We start from the raw sequence: 15,734 nt of genomic DNA, 5'->3' as shown, positions 1-15,734 counted from the left end.
ATGTTGCGTGAACGACAAATCTCGTCAGATTGCGCCTGAGCGCGCCGTCATGTCGCAGCCGTGAACTGCGCGAGCGCGGCTTCGTCGGCTTCCAGCGTGGCCGGCAGCTCGTCGCGCAGGAAATCGACCCAGGTGCGGATTTTCGCGTCGAGGTACTGGCGCGACGGATACAGCGCGTAGATATTCATCACGTGCGACCGGTATTCGGGCATCACACGCACGATGTGCCCGCTGCGCAGCCCGCCGATCGCCGAATAGAGCGGCAACCCGCCGATCCCCATTCCTTCCCGCACGGCCACCGCGAGCGCCTCGGCGACGTTCACGCGGAACGGCGGCGCCGTGATCGGAATCACCTCGTCGCCACGCGGGCCCGACAGCGACCAGTCGTCGAAATGAAAGCCGGGCGCGACCATCCCGAGACAGACGTGCTGCTCGAGATCGGCCGGCGTGCGCGGCACGCCGTGCGCCTCGACATAGGCCGGCGACGCGCATACGACGCTGTAGCTCTCGCCGAGCCGCTGCGACACGAGCCCCGAATCGGGCAAGTCGCGGCCGACGACGATCGCGACGTCGTACCCCTCGTCGAGCAGGTCGGGCATCCGCTGCGCGAGCGTCAGTTCGACGTGCACGTCCGGATAGCGTTGCCGGTAGCGCGCGATGGCCGGCACCAGGTAGTGCTGCCCGAGGCTCGTGAAGCAATGGACCTTCAGCTTGCCCGACGGCCGCGCGTGCGCGTCGCCCGCTTCGGCTTCGGCCTGGTCGACGTACGCGAGGATCTGCTCGCAGCGCTGCAGGTAGCGCTCGCCCGCTTCGGTCAGCGCGATCCGGCGCGTCGTCCGGTTCAGGAGGCGCGTACGCAGGTGCGCCTCGAGATCCGACACGGCGCGCGACGCATAGGCGGTAGTCGAATTCATCTGCTGGGCGGCCGCGGTAAAGCTCCCCGCGTCGACCACACGGACGAATACCCGCATGTTTTGTAACGTATCCATCCCATTACCCGTTTGAATCCGGAGGGATTGTTGCACAGGGGCGAACCAATATTATCTCAGGATTCGTAAAAATGACTTGCACCGTTGTCCATTTATTCAGGAATCACTGAAAAATATAATCGCATCCGACTCATCTATATCCGAAAGGGAGAAAATCGTGCGGTCTCCGGCAACAAAAGGGACGCTGGCACTGGCGGTTCTTGCAGTCTCATTAATAATGGCCGGATGCGCGAGCATGGGCGACAACAAGCCGCAGTCCGCCCGCCTCGAAGCGAACGCGCTCGATGCCGGTGCCGCGATCCGCGGGGCGGACCGCGATGCGGGCTGGCCCGCGTCCGACTGGTGGCGCGCGTACCGCGACCCGCAGCTCGACGCGTGGATTGCCGCCGCGCAGGCCGGCAACCCGACCCTCGCGGCCGCCGAGGCCCGCGTGCGCGAAGCGCAGGCAATGGCGCGCGTGGCCCGTTCGGCCGAACTGCCGCAGATCAACGGCAACCTGTCGCTGATGCGCGAGCACTGGCCCGACAACGTGTTCTACGGCCCGGGCCCGCTCGCGAACGCCGATACCTGGAACAACACCGGCACGCTTGGCCTGTCATACCACCTCGACTTGTGGGGCAAGGACAAGAACGCGACCGAGCGCGCGCTCGACACCGCGCATGCGACCGCGGCCGATGCACGGGCGGCGAAGCTCGAGCTCGAGGTCAACGTCGTGCGCGCGTACGTCGGCATGTCGATGAACTACGCGCTGCTCGACCTTGCGCACGAAACATTCGAACGCCAGCGCTCGCTGGCCGATCTCGCGCACAAGCGCCTGCAGGCCGGCCTCGGCACGCAGCTCGAAGTCAGCCAGGCCGAATCGACGCTGCCCGACTACGAGCGCCAGATCGACAGCTATGAAGAAGCGATCCAGCTCGCGCGCCACCAGCTCGCCGCGCTCGCGGGCAAGGGCCCGGGCGCCGGCGACGCGATCACGCGGCCGAGCCTGTCGCTCGACGCGCCGGCCGGCCTGCCGTCCGCAATGCCGGCCGACCTGCTCGGCCGTCGCCCGGACGTCGTCGCGGCCCGCTGGACGGTCGACGCGCAGGCCCGCGGCATCGATGTCGCGAAAGCCGCGTTCTACCCGAACATCGACCTGCTCGCGACGGTCGGCGGCTTCGGCGTGACCGCGCCGTTCACCGACTTCCTGCGCGCGATGAACGGCGGCTGGACGGCCGGCCCCGCGCTGTCGCTGCCGATCTTCGAAGGCGGCCGCCTGCGCGCGCAACTCGGTGCGGCCGACGCCGGCTACGACCAGGCGGTCGAGCGCTACAACCAGACGATCGTCGGCGCGCTCAAGGACATCGCGGACCAGGTCGTGCGGATCCGCTCGCTCGATACGCAGAAGAAGGATGCCGCACGCTCGGTGGCCGCCAACGACCGCAGCTACCAGCTGTCGCGCGAAGGCTTCCGCCGCGGGCTGACCGATTACGTGAACGTGCTGGTCGCGCAACAGCAACTGCTGCGCGCGCAGGAGACGGCGGCCCGCATCGACGCGGAACGCCTCGCCGCGCACGCGCAGCTGATGGCCGCGCTCGGCGGCGGCGTCGAGACGGAGACGGACGTTCGGGGCGGCCATCCGCGCCACGACGAGTCCGCCGCGGGTGCCGCCGCGCCGGCCGCCGCATCGGGTGCGAAGCCCGTCGCGGCCGGTGCCCGGCCCGCGCAGGTCGCGACGAACGGTGCCGCTGGCGCAACTGCCCGGCCGGCCGCACGGTAACGCGGAGCGACCGCCATGTCAGCCTCCTCCTCCGCTTCCACGCACGCCGGCGGCCCGCTCGCGGCCTGGTACGCCGCATTCGGCGACTGGGCCCGCAGCGACGGCGCCGCGTGGCTCTACCTGTTCAAGGCACTGCTCGCCGCGTTCATCGCGACCGGCGTGTCGATGCGGCTCGACCTGCCGGCACCGAAGACGGCGTTGACCACGGTGTTCATCGTGATGCAGCCGCAAAGCGGCGCGGTGCTCGCGAAGAGCTTCTACCGGGTCGCCGGCACGATCTTCGGGCTGATCGCGACGCTCACGTTCGTCGGGCTGTTCCCGCAGCAGCCGCAGCTGTTCCTGCTGGCGGTCGCGCTGTGGATCGCATTGTGCACCGCCGGCGCCGCGCGCAACCGCAACTTCCGCAGCTACGGCTTCCTGCTCGCCGGCTATACGACCGCGCTGATCGGCCTGCCCGCGTCGCAGCATCCGGACGGCGCGTTCATGAGCGCCATGACGCGCGTGTCCGAGGTCATCATCGGGATCGTGTCGGCCGGCGTCGTCAGCGCGCTCGTGTTTCCGCAGTACACGGGCGAGCAGATGCGCACGACGGTGCGCAAGCGCTTCGGCAGCTTCGTCGACTACGTCGCGGCGGCACTGTCGGGCAAGCTCGACCGCGCGCACATCGAAACGATCCATACGCGCTTCGTCGCCGACGTGGTCGGTTTCGAAGCCGCGCGCAGCATGGCCGTGTTCGAGGATCCGGACACGCGGATGCGCAGCGGCCGCCTCGCGCGCCTGAACAGCGAGTTCATGAGCGTATCGAGCCGCTTCCACGCACTGCACCAGCTGATGAACCGGCTGCGCGCGGCCGGCGCGCAGGCCGCGATCGATGCGATCGAGCCGTACTTCCGCGAGATCGCGCCGCTTCTGACACGCAATGGCGAACCGGTGCGCACGTCGGCCGATGCGGCGCTCGCGGCCGAACAGTTGCTTGCGTGGCGCGACGCGCTGCCGCGCCGCATCCGCGCAACCCGCGCGGCGCTCGAAACGCAGCCGGATTTTCCGCTGCTCGACTTCGACACGGCCGCCGAGCTGCTGTACCGCTTCATCACCGACCTGCACGAATACGCGGCGACCTACGCGTCGCTGTCGACCGCGACACACGAGCGCGAACGCTGGATCGAGCGCTACGAGCCGCGCACCAACGTGACGGCGATGGTGATCGCGGCGATTCGCACCGCGACCGTGATCCTCGTGCTCGGCTGGTTCTGGATCGCGACCGCGTGGCCGAGCGGCGTGACGATGACGCTGACGGCCGCGGCCACCTGCGCGCTCGCGTCGTCGACGCCGCGCCCGACCGCGATGTCCGCGCAGATGGGCATGGGTACCGCGCTGGCCGTCTGCACGGGTTTCCTGCTGATGTTCGGCATCTACCCGCACATCGACGGCTTCCCGCTACTGTGCGTGGCCCTTGCGCCGCTGCTGTCGATCGGCATCTACATGACGTTGAAGCCGAAGCTCGCGGGCTACGGGATGGGCTACCTGATCTTCTTCTGTTTCCTCGCCGGCCCGGACAGCGTCACGCACTACGACCCGACGAGCTTCATGAACGATGCGCTCGCGCTGGTGCTGTCGATGCTGGTCTCGGCGATCGCGTTCGCGGTACTGTTCCCGCCGACCGCGCCGTGGCTGAAGAAGCGGCTGTTCGCCGACCTGCGCCACCAGGTGGTCGCGGCATGCCACGCACGGCTGGCCGGATTGCGCACGCGCTTCGAAAGCGGCGCGCGCGACCTGATGTACCAGGCGCACACGCTGTCGGCCGACCAGCCCGACGTGCAGCGCGACGCGCTGCGCTGGATGTTCGCGGTGCTGGAAACGGGCAACGCCGCGCTCGACCTGCGCGCCGAGCTGGCGACGCTGCCGTCCGATCCGCGCTATGCGCCGACGACGCCGTGGCGTCGCGCGATCGAGACGATGCGCACCGCGCTGTCTGCCCTGTTCAGCAAGCCGGACGCGGCGCGCTTCGACGCGACGCTCGCCGCGGTCAATGCCGCGATCGACGCGACCCGGCAGACGCTCGATGCGTTCACGCCGTCGCGCGAGGAACGCCACCGGCTGCAGCGCATCCTGAGCCATCTGCATTTCGTACGCACGGCGCTGCTCGATCCGGAATCGCCGCTCGAGCCGCTCAACCGCAACCGCCCCGTGCGCCCCCAACAAGGAGCCTCGTCATGATGCCGCGTGAAGTCGCCATTCTCGATGCCTACATGCCCACGGTGGTCCTGATGTTCGTCCTGGGCGCGCTGGCGACCTGGGCCGTCGACCGCCTGCTCGCCTATACGGGCCTCTACCGTCTCGTCTGGCACCCGTCGCTGTTCCGTGCGTGCCTTCTCGTCTGCATTTGCGGCGGACTGAGTCTTGCCGTTTACCGTTGATTCCGAACCAACATGATTCTCAGAAAACTCTTCGGCTTCGTCGCGACCGCCGTCATCCTTCTCGTCGCGATCCTGATCGGGCGCTCGCTGTGGGTGCACTACATGGACGATCCGTGGACGCGCGACGGGCGCGTCCGTGCCGAGATCGTCAACGTCGCGCCGGACGTGTCGGGCGCGATCGTCGAGCTGCCCGTGCATGACAACCAGCTCGTGAAAAAGGGCGACCTGATCATGCAGATCGACCCGTCGCACTACCAGATCGCGGTCGAGCAGGCACAGGCAGCCGTCGCCGCCCGCCGCGCGGAACTGCAGATGCGCCGCGACGACGCGGCCCGTCGTGCCGACCTCGACGCGCTCGTCGTGTCGAAGGAAAACCGCGAGAACGCGGCGCACAGCGCGTCGAGCGCCGATGCGCAGTACCAGCAGGCGATCGCCGCGCTCGACGCCGCGAAGCTCAATCTCGAACGCACGCGCGTGGTCGCGCCGGTCGACGGCTACGTCACGAACCTGCAGACGTTCAAGGGCAACTACGCGGTGGCCGGCCAGGCGAAGCTCGCGATCGTCGACAGCCATTCGTTCTGGGTCTACGGCTACTTCGAGGAAACCAAGCTGCCGCGCGTGAAGGTCGGCGCGCCGGCCGAAATGCGGCTGATGAGCGGCGGCGTGATGAAGGGCCACGTCGAGAGCATCTCGCGCGGCATCTACGATCGCGACAACCCGCAAAGCCGCGACCTCGTCGCGGACGTGAACCCGACCTTCAACTGGGTGCGCCTCGCGCAGCGCGTGCCGGTGCGGATCCGGATCGACGAAGTGCCGGCCGACGTGGTGCTGTCGGCAGGCACGACCTGCACGGTCATCATCGATCCGGACAAGCAGAAGAAGTCGTAAGCGTCGACGGCCGGGCGCCTACGCCGCGATGCGAAAGCGCCCGACCAGCGACTTGAGCGACTGCGCCTGCTCGTCGAGCGCATTCGCCGCGGCGGCCGCCTGTTCGACGAGCGCCGCATTCTGCTGCGTGCCCGCATCCATCTGCGTGACCGCGCGGCCGATCTCGTCGATCCCCGCGCTCTGCTCGTCCGACGCGGCCGAGATCTCGCCGATGATGTCGGTCACGCGCTTGACCGCCCGCACCACGTCGTCCATCGTGCGGCCTGCATCGTGCGCGAGCGCCGCGCCGTTCGCGACGCGCTCGACCGACGCGCCGATCAGCGCACGGATCTCCTTCGCCGCGGTCGCCGCGCGCTGCGCGAGCAGCCGCACCTCGCCCGCCACCACCGAAAAGCCACGCCCCTGTTCGCCCGCACGCGCGGCCTCGACCGCCGCGTTCAGCGCGAGAATGTTGGTCTGGAATGCGATTCCCTCGATCGTGCCGATGATCTCGCGAATGTTCTTCGCGCTGTCGTCGATCTCGCTCATCGTCGCGACCACGCGCCCGACGACTTCGCCGCCCGCCTCCGCGACGACCGACGCATTGGCCGCGAGCGCGCTCGCCTGACGCGCGTTCTCGGCGTTCTGCCGCACGGTCGACGTGAGTTCCTCCATGCTGGCCGCGGTGCGCTCGAGCGCGACGGCCTGCTGCTCGGTGCGCCGCGACAGGTCGAGGTTGCCGGTCGAGATCTCGCCGGACGCGGCCGCGATCGCCTCGGCGCTGACGGCGATCTCGCCGACGGTCGCCGCGAGCCCGGTCTGCATGTCGGACAGCGCACGCACCATGCTGTCGCGGTCGTGCCGGCCGAGCGGAATCGGCCGCGTCAGGTCGCCCCGCGCGATGTCGGCGGCGATCGCCTTCGCGTCCGCGGGCTCGCCGCCGAGCTGCGACGCGAGGCGGCGCACGACCCGTTCGGCGATCGCGATCGCCAGCACGATCAGCGCGACCGTCATCGCCGCGATCATCGCGAACGACGACGAGAAGATCGTTGCGGACGCATCGAGCGTCGCCTTCGACTTCGCGCCGCGCGTCTTCACGAGCATCGCGACGAGCTTCTCGAGCTTGCCGGTCTCGACCAGCAGCGACACGTCCTGCGTGCCGACCTGCCAGTTCATCTGCGACAGGTCGAGCGGCTGCGCCTGCACGAGCGCGACGAAATCGCGCAGATGGCCGCTCCACGTGCCGACCGCCATCGAGAACGCGCGCAGTCGCGCGGAATCGTCCGCATCGGCCGGATCCGCGTAACGCTGCAGCGTCGCGAGTGCCTGGCCGATCGACGCGAGCCCCGCGCCGACCTCGGCGCCCAGGTCGTCGCGCTCCTTCGCGGTGGTCGCGGTCAGCAGCATCTTCTGCGCGCGGCTCGCGCGCAGCACCTCGGCGCGCACTTCCTCCGCTGCGCGGCTCGCGACGTGCCCCTGCTCGTAGACCGACGCGATCGATGCGTTCAACCGGCTGATCTGCCACAGCGAGAACACGCCGATCGCGAGCGTGCCGGCCAGCAGGATCGCGAACGCGGCGCGCAACGTCGCCTTCACGGTCCATGGCCGGCGTTCGCGCCGAGCGGCGCGCGGACGTCGCGCGGCCGGCTTGGCGGCTGCGCCGGTTGCGGTAGTGCCCGCACCCGCCTGCGGATGCAATGATGCTGCTTTCATCGATATATCCCCGTATTGATCACGCCGCCGGAAAGGTCGGTTCCGGCGGTCCCCGCGATGGCTGCCCAAGCCGCGCGTCGTGCGTCCGTCCGGCTCGTGGCCGGTGCCGGGCGCGGCGCGCCTTTGTTGTCGTTGCGTCGTTCTACGGCCGCCATCGGCCTTCCTTGAGTCCGGACAAACACCGATCCGGCCTCACGCGGCCCCGTCGACGGGCGGACGCGCCGCAGCGTTATACCCGGCCAAAAAAGGCGGCGATGGCTGAATCGTCACATCATTGTCCGAATCGCGACAAAACTTGGCCTGACATTCTCGATACGCCACATTACACTTCTTTGACGCAACAACGATTCGAACGCGCCGATCCCCCTCAGAGCGCGTCCCGCCACCTCAACTCGCTCAGCTCGCATGGAAACCAGCCTCGATACGGGCGCCGGCACCACCGCCGTCGCCGCCAAGCCGTCTGCTCCACTCGCCCCGCGCACCGTCTACCCGGTGCTCGGCGCGATCAGCTTCTCGCACATGCTCAACGACATGATCCAGTCGTTGATCCTCGCGATCTATCCGATGCTCAAGAGCCAGTTCGCGCTGTCGTTCGCGCAGATCGGCCTGATCACGCTGACCTACCAGATCACCGCGTCGCTGCTGCAGCCGCTCGTCGGCCTCTATACGGACAAGCGGCCGAAGCCGTATTCGCTGCCGGTCGGGATGGGCTTCACGCTCGCGGGGCTGCTCCTGATGTCGGCCGCGCAGAATTTCCCGACGCTGCTGGCGGCCGCGGCGCTGGTCGGCTGCGGCTCGTCGGTGTTCCATCCGGAATCGTCGCGCGTCGCGCGGATGGCGTCGGGCGGCCAGCACGGGCTCGCGCAGTCGCTGTTCCAGGTCGGCGGCAACGCCGGTTCGGCACTCGGGCCGCTGCTCGCCGCACTGGTGATCATCCCGCACGGCCAGCACAGCATCGCGTGGTTCTCGGCGGCCGCGCTCGTCGCGATGGTCGTGCTCACGCAGATCGGCCACTGGTACAAGAAGCATCCGTCGATGAAGAAGAAGGCGGCGTCGGCCGGCCATCCGACGCTGTCGCAGGGTCGCGTGCTCGCCGCCATCGGCGTGCTGGTGCTGCTGGTGTTCTCGAAGTACTTCTACCTCGCGAGCATCAACAGTTATTTCACGTTCTACCTGATCGACAAGTTCCACCTGTCGGTGCAGGCCGCGCAGATCCACCTGTTCGTGTTCCTCGCGGCGGTCGCGGCCGGCACGCTGATCGGCGGGCCGGTCGGCGACCGGATCGGCCGCAAGTACGTGATCTGGGTGTCGATCCTCGGCGTCGCGCCGTTCACGCTGCTGCTGCCGTACGCGAACCTGTTCTGGACGAGCGTGCTGAGCGTGATCATCGGCGTCGTGCTGGCGTCGGCGTTCGCCGCGATCCTCGTCTACGCGACGGAACTGATGCCCGGCAAGGTGGGGATGGTCGCGGGCCTGTTCTTCGGTTTCGCGTTCGGCCTCGGCGGCGTGGGCGCCGCCGTGCTCGGCCAGCTCGCGGACGCGACGAGCATCACGTTCGTCTACAAGGTGTGCGCGTTCCTGCCGCTGATCGGCGTGCTGACGGTGTTCCTGCCGAACCTCGAAAGCAGCCGGCGCAAGAAGGCGTGACGAGACGGCCGCGGCATGCGTGCCGCGGCCGGCCGAACGGTTTGAAGATAAGGTACGACGGCGGCTTCAGGCCGCCGTCGTCGCATGCAGCGTCAGGAAACGCTTGAGGATGCCGGACGAATAGCTGCTCGCGATCGCCGACAGGAAGTGCGAGAACGACTGCGTCGCGTGATCGTCGGCCGTATCGGAGATCGTGCGCACGATGGCGAACGGCACGTCGTGTTCGGCGCACACCTGCGCGATCGCCGCACCTTCCATCTCGACCGCGAGCGCGTCCGGCAGCGCGTCGCGCAGCGCGACGACTTCCCGCTCGCTCGACACGAAGCGGTCGCCGCTGATGATCAGGCCGCCGTGCAGCGTCGCACCCGCCAGCCCGAAACGCGCGGCGAACTGCGCGCCCTCCTCTGCGACGAACAGCGTGCACGCGGCCTTCAGGCGGCCCGTCAGTTCCGCGTCGGTCGCGAACCGCGTGATGCCGAGCAGCGGCACCTCGTAGCGCGGAAACAGCGGCGACGCATCGAGATCGTGCTGCAGCAGCGTATCGGCGACGATGACGTCGCCAACGCGCACCGTGCGCGACACGCCGCCGGCGACACCGGTGAACACGATGCCGCAGACGCCGAACACATGGATCAGCGCGCTGACCGTCGCGGCGGCGGCGACCTTGCCGACCCGCGCGAGCGTGACGACACAAGCCGCGCCGTGCACGGTGCCGACGTGGTAATCGCGACGGCCGAGCGTGACCGTCTTCATCGCGCCCTCGGCGCGCATCGCGGCGATCAGGTCGCCGAGTTCCTCGGGCAGCGCGGCCAGAATGCCGAGCGGGCGCGTCGAAACCGTTTCAGCCATGTCGATGCCCATCATTCCACCGCCTGCAGTTTCGCGACAGCCAGCGCGAGCCACTTCTCGCCGTGCCGCTTGAACTTCACCTGCGCCTTCGCATCGGCGCCGTTGCCTTCGAGCGCGGTGACCGTGCCCTCGCCGAACTTGGTATGGAAGACCTGCTGGCCGACGCGGAAGCCGGTGTCGGCCGCGCGCTGCTTGTTCGCGAACGCCGGCAGCGGCGCGGTGACCGCCGCGTCGACGACCTGCTCGCGACTGCCGCCGCCCGGCCGCGCGAACCAGTCGCGCCCCCAGCCGGCGTTGTCCGAGCGGCCGCCCCAGCGCGAGCCCGCCTCGACCTTCGGCGTGAGCCACTTCAGCACGTGCTCCGGCAATTCGTCGAAGAAGCGCGAGCGCACGTTGTAGCGCGTCTGGCCGTGCAGCATCCGGCTCTGCGCGAACGACAGGTAGAGCCGCTCCTTCGCGCGCGTGATCGCGACGTACATCAGCCGGCGCTCTTCCTCGAGGCCGTCCGATTCGAGCACGCTGTTCTCGTGCGGGAACAGTCCTTCCTCGAGGCCGGTGATGAACACGGCCGAGAATTCGAGGCCCTTCGCCGCGTGCACCGTCATCAGCTGCACGGCGTCCTGGCCAGCCTGCGCCTGGTTGTCGCCCGCTTCCAGCGACGCGTGCGACAGGAAGCCCGCGAGCGGCGTCATCGTGTCGGGGTTCTGCGCGGGATCGTCGAGCGGCGCCGGATCGAGCACGTCGACCGTCGGATCGCCCGCGTCCACGCCGAGTTCCGGTGCGGCGATCGCGCCCGCGCGCAGCGGAATCGAGCGAGCCGGCGCGTCGAGCCCGTAGCCTTCCTCGCTGACGAACGCGGTGGCCGCGTTCACGAGTTCCTGCAAGTTCTCGAGGCGGTCCTGGCCTTCGCGCTCGCCCTGGTAGAAATCGGCGAGGCCGCTCGCGCGCACGACATACTCGACCGTCTCCGGCAGGCTCATCTGCTGCGTCTCGGCGCGCATCTTCGCGATCAGCGTCGCGAACGCGCCGAGGCTCGTGCCGGCCTTGCCGGTCACGTACGGGATCGCGGCGGCCATCGAGCAGTCGTACAGGCGCGCGGCGTCCGCGAGCTGCTCGATCGAGCGCGCGCCGATCCCGCGGGTGGGGAAGTTCACGACGCGCACGAACGCGGTGTCGTCGTTCGGGTTGTCGATCAGGCGCAGGTACGCGAGCGCATGCTTCACTTCCTGGCGCTCGAAGAAGCGCAGGCCGCCGTACACGCGATACGGGATGCCCGACGTCATCAGCGTGTGCTCGATCGCGCGCGACTGCGCGTTGCTGCGATACAGGACCGCGACCTCGCTGCGCGACATCCCGGTGTTGATCAGCGAGCGGATCTCCTCGACGATCCAGCCGGCTTCCTGCGCATCGGTGCTCGCCTCGTACACGCGCACGGGCTCGCCGTGGCCGGCGTCGGTGCGCAGGTTCTTGCCGAGGCGGTGCGCGTTGTTCGAGATCAGCTGGTTCGCCGCGTCGAGGATGTTGCCGTGCGACCGGTAGTTCTGCTCGAGCTTGATCAGGTTGCGCACGCGGAATTCGTCTTCGAAGTCGCGCATGTTGCCGACGTTCGCGCCGCGGAACGCATAGATCGACTGATCGTCGTCGCCGACCGCGAAGATCGCGTTCTGGCCGCCCGCGAGCATCTTGAGCCACGCGTACTGCAGCTTGTTGGTGTCCTGGAACTCGTCGACGAGGATGTGCCTGAAGCGCGCCTGGTAGTGCGCGCGCAGCGGCGCGTTGTACGCGAGCAGCTCGTAGCAGCGCAGCAGCAGCTCGGGGAAGTCGACGACGCCCTCGCGCTGGCACTGCTGGTCGTACGCCTGGTACAGCTCGACGAACTTGCGGTTGAAGTTGTCGGACGCGTCGACCTTGTCGGGACGCAGCCCCTGCTCCTTCGCGTTGTTGATGAAGTACTGGACGTTCTTCGGCGGGTATTTCTCGTCGTCGACGTTCGCCGCCTTCATCAGCCGCTTGATCGCCGACAGCTGGTCGGCCGTGTCGAGGATCTGGAAGGTTTGCGGCAGGCCGGCGTCGCGCCAGTGCGCGCGCAGCATCCGGTTGCACAGGCCGTGGAACGTGCCGATCCACATCCCGCGCGTGTCGATCGGCATCATCGCCGACAGCCGCGCCATCATCTCGCGCGCGGCCTTGTTCGTGAAGGTCACGGCGAGCACGGTGGGCGGCGACGCGTAGCCCTGCTGGATCAGCCACGCGATGCGCGTGATCAGCACGCGGGTCTTGCCGCTGCCCGCCCCCGCGAGGATCAGCGCCGGTTCGTTCGGCAACGTGACGGCGGCGTATTGTTCAGGGTTCAGATTGGCGAGCAGATCGGGCATGGAGCGGCAGCGGACGTGCGAGAAAAATGCGGACCCGCCATTATAAGTCGGCCGCGCGATGCCGTTTCCGATCCGTTCGGCCACATGCCGCCGCCGCGTCGCGCGCGCCTCCCGACGTGCCCGCGCGGGCACGGCGATGGCTGGTCGATGTGCATCCATTTATAATTGTCAGATTCGGCATCCAATTCACGCATTTTTCGGCAGATTTCCAACCATGAGCGACAGCACGCTTGCGAAGAGTTTCGAGCCCCACACCATCGAGTCCCAATGGGGGCCGGAGTGGGAAAAACGCGGCTATGCCGCCCCGGCATTCGACCCGTCGCGTCCCGATTTCGCGATCCAGCTGCCGCCGCCGAACGTCACCGGCACGCTGCACATGGGCCACGCGTTCAACCAGACGATCATGGACGGCCTCGCCCGCTACCACCGGATGCTCGGCGAGAACACGCTGTGGGTGCCGGGCACCGACCACGCGGGGATCGCGACCCAGATCGTCGTCGAGCGCCAGCTCGATGCGCAGGGCGTGTCGCGCCATGACCTCGGCCGCGAGAAGTTCGTCGAGCGCGTGTGGGAGTGGAAGCAGCAGTCCGGTTCGACGATCACGGGCCAGGTGCGCCGTCTCGGCGCGTCGACCGACTGGTCGCGCGAATATTTCACGATGGACGACAAGATGTCGGCCGCCGTGCGCGACGTGTTCGTCACGCTCTACGAGCAGGGCCTGATCTACCGCGGCAAGCGTCTCGTCAACTGGGATCCGGTGCTGCTCACCGCGGTGTCGGATCTCGAGGTCGCGAGCGAAGAGGAAAACGGCCATCTGTGGCACATCCGCTACCCGCTCGTCGACGGTTCGGGCTCGCTGACCGTCGCGACGACGCGCCCCGAGACGATGCTCGGCGACGTCGCGCTGATGGTCCATCCGGAAGACGAGCGCTACGCGCACCTGATCGGCAAGCGCGTCACGCTGCCGCTGACGGGCCGCGAGATCCCGGTGATCGCCGACGACTACGTCGACCGCGAGTTCGGCACGGGTGTCGTGAAGGTCACGCCCGCGCACGACTTCAACGACTATCAGGTCGGCCTGCGCCACAACCTCGCGCCGATCGAGATCCTGACGCTCGACGCGAAGATCAACGACAACGGCCCCGAACAGTATCGCGGCCTCGACCGCTTCGACGCGCGCAAGGCGATCGTCGCCGACCTCGATGCGGAAGGCTTCCTCGACTCCGTGAAGCCGCACAAGCTGATGGTGCCGCGCGGCGACCGCACGGGCGTCGTGATCGAGCCGATGCTGACCGACCAGTGGTTCGTCGCGATGACGAAGCCGGCGCCGGAACGCACGTTCAACCCGGGCAAGTCGATCACCGAAACGTCGCTCGACGTCGTGCGCAACGGCCAGATCAAGTTCGTGCCGGAAAACTGGACGACCACCTACTACCAGTGGCTCGAGAACATCCAGGACTGGTGCATCTCGCGCCAGCTGTGGTGGGGCCACCAGATTCCCGCATGGTACGGCGAGAACGGCGAGGTGTTCGTCGCGCGCAACGAGGAAGAGGCGCGCGCGCAGGCCGCCGCGAAGGGCTACGCCGGCGCGCTGAAGCGCGACGAGGACGTGCTCGACACGTGGTTCTCGTCGGCGCTCGTGCCGTTCTCGTCGCTCGGCTGGCCGAACGAAACGCCTGAGCTGCAGCACTTCCTGCCGTCGTCGGTGCTCGTCACCGGCTTCGACATCATCTTCTTCTGGGTCGCCCGGATGGTGATGATGACGACGCACTTCACCGGCAAGGTGCCGTTCCACACCGTCTACGTGCACGGCCTCGTGCGCGACGCGGAAGGCCAGAAGATGTCGAAGAGCAAGGGCAACACGCTCGACCCGATCGACATCGTCGACGGCATCGACCTCGAAACGCTGGTCGCGAAGCGCACGACGGGCCTGATGAATCCGAAGCAGGCAGCGACGATCGAGAAGAAGACGCGCAAGGAATTCCCGGACGGCATCGCCGCGTTCGGCACCGACGCGCTGCGCTTCACGATGGCGTCGATGGCGACGCTCGGCCGCAACGTGAACTTCGACCTCGCGCGCTGCGAAGGCTATCGCAACTTCTGCAACAAGCTGTGGAACGCGACGCGCTTCGTGCTGATGAACTGCGAAGGCCACGACTGCGGCGCCGACAAGCCGGAAGTGTGCGGCGCGGGCGACTGCGGCCCCGGCGGCTACCTCGACTTCTCGGCGGCCGACCGCTGGATCGTGTCGCTCCTGCAGCGCACCGAGGCCGACATCGCGAAGGGCTTCGCCGACTACCGCTTCGACAACATCGCGACGAGCATCTACAAGTTCGTGTGGGACGAGTATTGCGACTGGTACCTCGAACTCGCGAAGGTGCAGATCCAGAACGGCACGCCGGAACAGCAGCGCGCGACGCGACGCACGCTGCTGCGCGTGCTGGAGACGGTGCTGCGCCTCGCGCACCCGGTCATCCCGTTCATCACCGAAGCGCTCTGGCAGAAGGTCGCGCCGCTCGCGGGCCGTTATCCGCACGGCAAGGCCGAAGGCGTTGCGTCGCTGATGACGCAGGCGTATCCGGTCGCGAACCTGCAGAAGATCGACGAGGCGTCTGAGCAATGGGCGGCCGACCTGAAGGCGATCGTCGACGCGTGCCGCAACCTGCGCGGCGAGATGAACCTGTCGCCGGCGACCAAGGTGCCGCTGCTCGCGGCCGGCGATGCCGAGCGCCTGCGCTCGTTCGCACCGTACGTCCAGGCTCTCGCCCGCCTGTCGGAAGTGCAGATCCTGGCCGATGAAGCGACGCTCGACAAGGAAGCGCACGGCGCGCCGATCGCGATCGTGGGCCCGAACAAGCTGGTGCTGAAGGTGGAGATCGACGTCGCGGCCGAACGCGAGCGCCTGTCGAAGGAAATCGCGCGCCTGACGGGCGAGATCGCGAAGTGCAATGCGAAGCTCGGCAACGAGGCGTTCGTCGCGAAAGCGCCGCCGGCCGTGGTCGAACAGGAGCAGAAGCGCGTCGCCGAATTCCAGAGCACGCTGGAAAAGCTGCGCGCTCAGCTCGATCGGTTGCCTGCGTAACAAACGGTAAGGTCGTTTGCGTTCACTATAATCGGA

General features: G+C 68.1%; 10 protein-coding genes. 6 read left to right on the top strand and 4 right to left on the bottom strand.

The window, feature by feature from the left end; genetic code table 11:
- Window positions 1-47 precede the first annotated feature (47 nt).
- Window positions 48-989: a LysR family transcriptional regulator gene (locus DIE06_RS28275; RefSeq protein ID WP_124664227.1), complete on the bottom strand. Its 942-nt coding sequence runs from the start codon at window positions 987-989 to the stop codon at window positions 48-50.
- A gap of 157 nt (window positions 990-1,146) precedes the next feature.
- Here DIE06_RS28275 and DIE06_RS28265 point away from each other — a divergent pair, with 157 nt between their 5' ends.
- Genes DIE06_RS28265 through DIE06_RS28250 form a run of 4 tightly spaced genes read left to right on the top strand, consistent with a single transcriptional unit; the run spans window position 1,147 to window position 6,053 of the window.
- Complete coding sequence (locus DIE06_RS28265; RefSeq protein ID WP_124664226.1) at window positions 1,147-2,748, top strand: efflux transporter outer membrane subunit; 1,602 nt, start codon at window positions 1,147-1,149, stop codon at window positions 2,746-2,748.
- A gap of 15 nt (window positions 2,749-2,763) precedes the next feature.
- A complete protein-coding gene (locus DIE06_RS28260; protein WP_124664225.1) occupies window positions 2,764-4,965 on the top strand; it encodes an FUSC family protein in 2,202 nt (733 codons plus the stop codon).
- Window positions 4,962-5,165 carry a DUF1656 domain-containing protein gene (locus tag DIE06_RS28255; RefSeq protein ID WP_124664224.1) on the top strand — a complete coding sequence of 68 codons (204 nt, stop codon included), beginning with the start codon at window positions 4,962-4,964 and terminating at the stop codon, window positions 5,163-5,165. Before DIE06_RS28260 ends, DIE06_RS28255 begins: the two co-directional genes overlap by 4 nt.
- 12 nt (window positions 5,166-5,177) lie before the next feature.
- Entirely contained in the window at window positions 5,178-6,053 is an 876-nt protein-coding gene (locus DIE06_RS28250) for an HlyD family secretion protein (protein ID WP_124664223.1), read from the top strand.
- An 18-nt stretch (window positions 6,054-6,071) separates the two neighbouring features.
- Here the strand turns inward: DIE06_RS28250 and DIE06_RS28245 are convergent, their stop codons facing one another.
- The gene (locus DIE06_RS28245) at window positions 6,072-7,745 is read right to left on the bottom strand and encodes a methyl-accepting chemotaxis protein (protein WP_124664222.1); all 1,674 of its coding nucleotides are present in this window, start codon (window positions 7,743-7,745) and stop codon (window positions 6,072-6,074) included.
- Window positions 7,746-8,150: 405 nt separating this feature from the next.
- Between DIE06_RS28245 and DIE06_RS28240 the strand changes: the two genes are divergently transcribed.
- On the top strand, window positions 8,151-9,392 hold the full coding sequence (locus DIE06_RS28240; protein WP_124664221.1) for an MFS transporter: 1,242 nt from the start codon (window positions 8,151-8,153) through the stop codon (window positions 9,390-9,392).
- A gap of 66 nt (window positions 9,393-9,458) precedes the next feature.
- Here the strand turns inward: DIE06_RS28240 and DIE06_RS28235 are convergent, their stop codons facing one another.
- Window positions 9,459-10,256: a 5'-methylthioadenosine/adenosylhomocysteine nucleosidase gene (locus DIE06_RS28235; protein WP_124664220.1), complete on the bottom strand. Its 798-nt coding sequence runs from the start codon at window positions 10,254-10,256 to the stop codon at window positions 9,459-9,461.
- A complete protein-coding gene (locus tag DIE06_RS28230) occupies window positions 10,253-12,616 on the bottom strand; it encodes a UvrD-helicase domain-containing protein (RefSeq protein WP_124664219.1) in 2,364 nt (787 codons plus the stop codon). The genes DIE06_RS28235 and DIE06_RS28230 overlap by 4 nt, the downstream gene beginning before the upstream one ends.
- A gap of 214 nt (window positions 12,617-12,830) precedes the next feature.
- Here DIE06_RS28230 and DIE06_RS28220 point away from each other — a divergent pair, with 214 nt between their 5' ends.
- Window positions 12,831-15,698 (top strand): valine--tRNA ligase, encoded by a 2,868-nt coding sequence (locus tag DIE06_RS28220; protein WP_124664241.1) that lies wholly within the window; start codon window positions 12,831-12,833, stop codon window positions 15,696-15,698.
- Window positions 15,699-15,734 lie beyond the last annotated feature (36 nt).

This window comes from Burkholderia sp. Bp8998, from assembly GCF_003854235.1.
GTDB lineage: Bacteria > Pseudomonadota > Gammaproteobacteria > Burkholderiales > Burkholderiaceae > Burkholderia.
This window is presented reverse-complemented; position numbering and strand designations above follow the sequence as displayed.

Excerpts from the sequence above, each read along its gene's own strand:
- DIE06_RS28275 (WP_124664227.1), bottom strand. The coding sequence starts at position 989 with ATGGATACGTTACAAAACATGCGGGTATTCGTCCGTGTGGTCGACGCG.
- DIE06_RS28260 (WP_124664225.1), top strand. The coding sequence starts at position 2,764 with ATGTCAGCCTCCTCCTCCGCTTCCACGCACGCCGGCGGCCCGCTCGCG.
- DIE06_RS28255 (WP_124664224.1), top strand. The coding sequence starts at position 4,962 with ATGATGCCGCGTGAAGTCGCCATTCTCGATGCCTACATGCCCACGGTG.
- DIE06_RS28250 (WP_124664223.1), top strand. The coding sequence starts at position 5,178 with ATGATTCTCAGAAAACTCTTCGGCTTCGTCGCGACCGCCGTCATCCTT.
- DIE06_RS28245 (WP_124664222.1), bottom strand. The coding sequence starts at position 7,745 with ATGAAAGCAGCATCATTGCATCCGCAGGCGGGTGCGGGCACTACCGCA.
- DIE06_RS28240 (WP_124664221.1), top strand. The coding sequence starts at position 8,151 with ATGGAAACCAGCCTCGATACGGGCGCCGGCACCACCGCCGTCGCCGCC.
- DIE06_RS28235 (WP_124664220.1), bottom strand. The coding sequence starts at position 10,256 with ATGATGGGCATCGACATGGCTGAAACGGTTTCGACGCGCCCGCTCGGC.
- DIE06_RS28230 (WP_124664219.1), bottom strand. The coding sequence starts at position 12,616 with ATGCCCGATCTGCTCGCCAATCTGAACCCTGAACAATACGCCGCCGTC.
- DIE06_RS28220 (WP_124664241.1), top strand. The coding sequence starts at position 12,831 with ATGAGCGACAGCACGCTTGCGAAGAGTTTCGAGCCCCACACCATCGAG.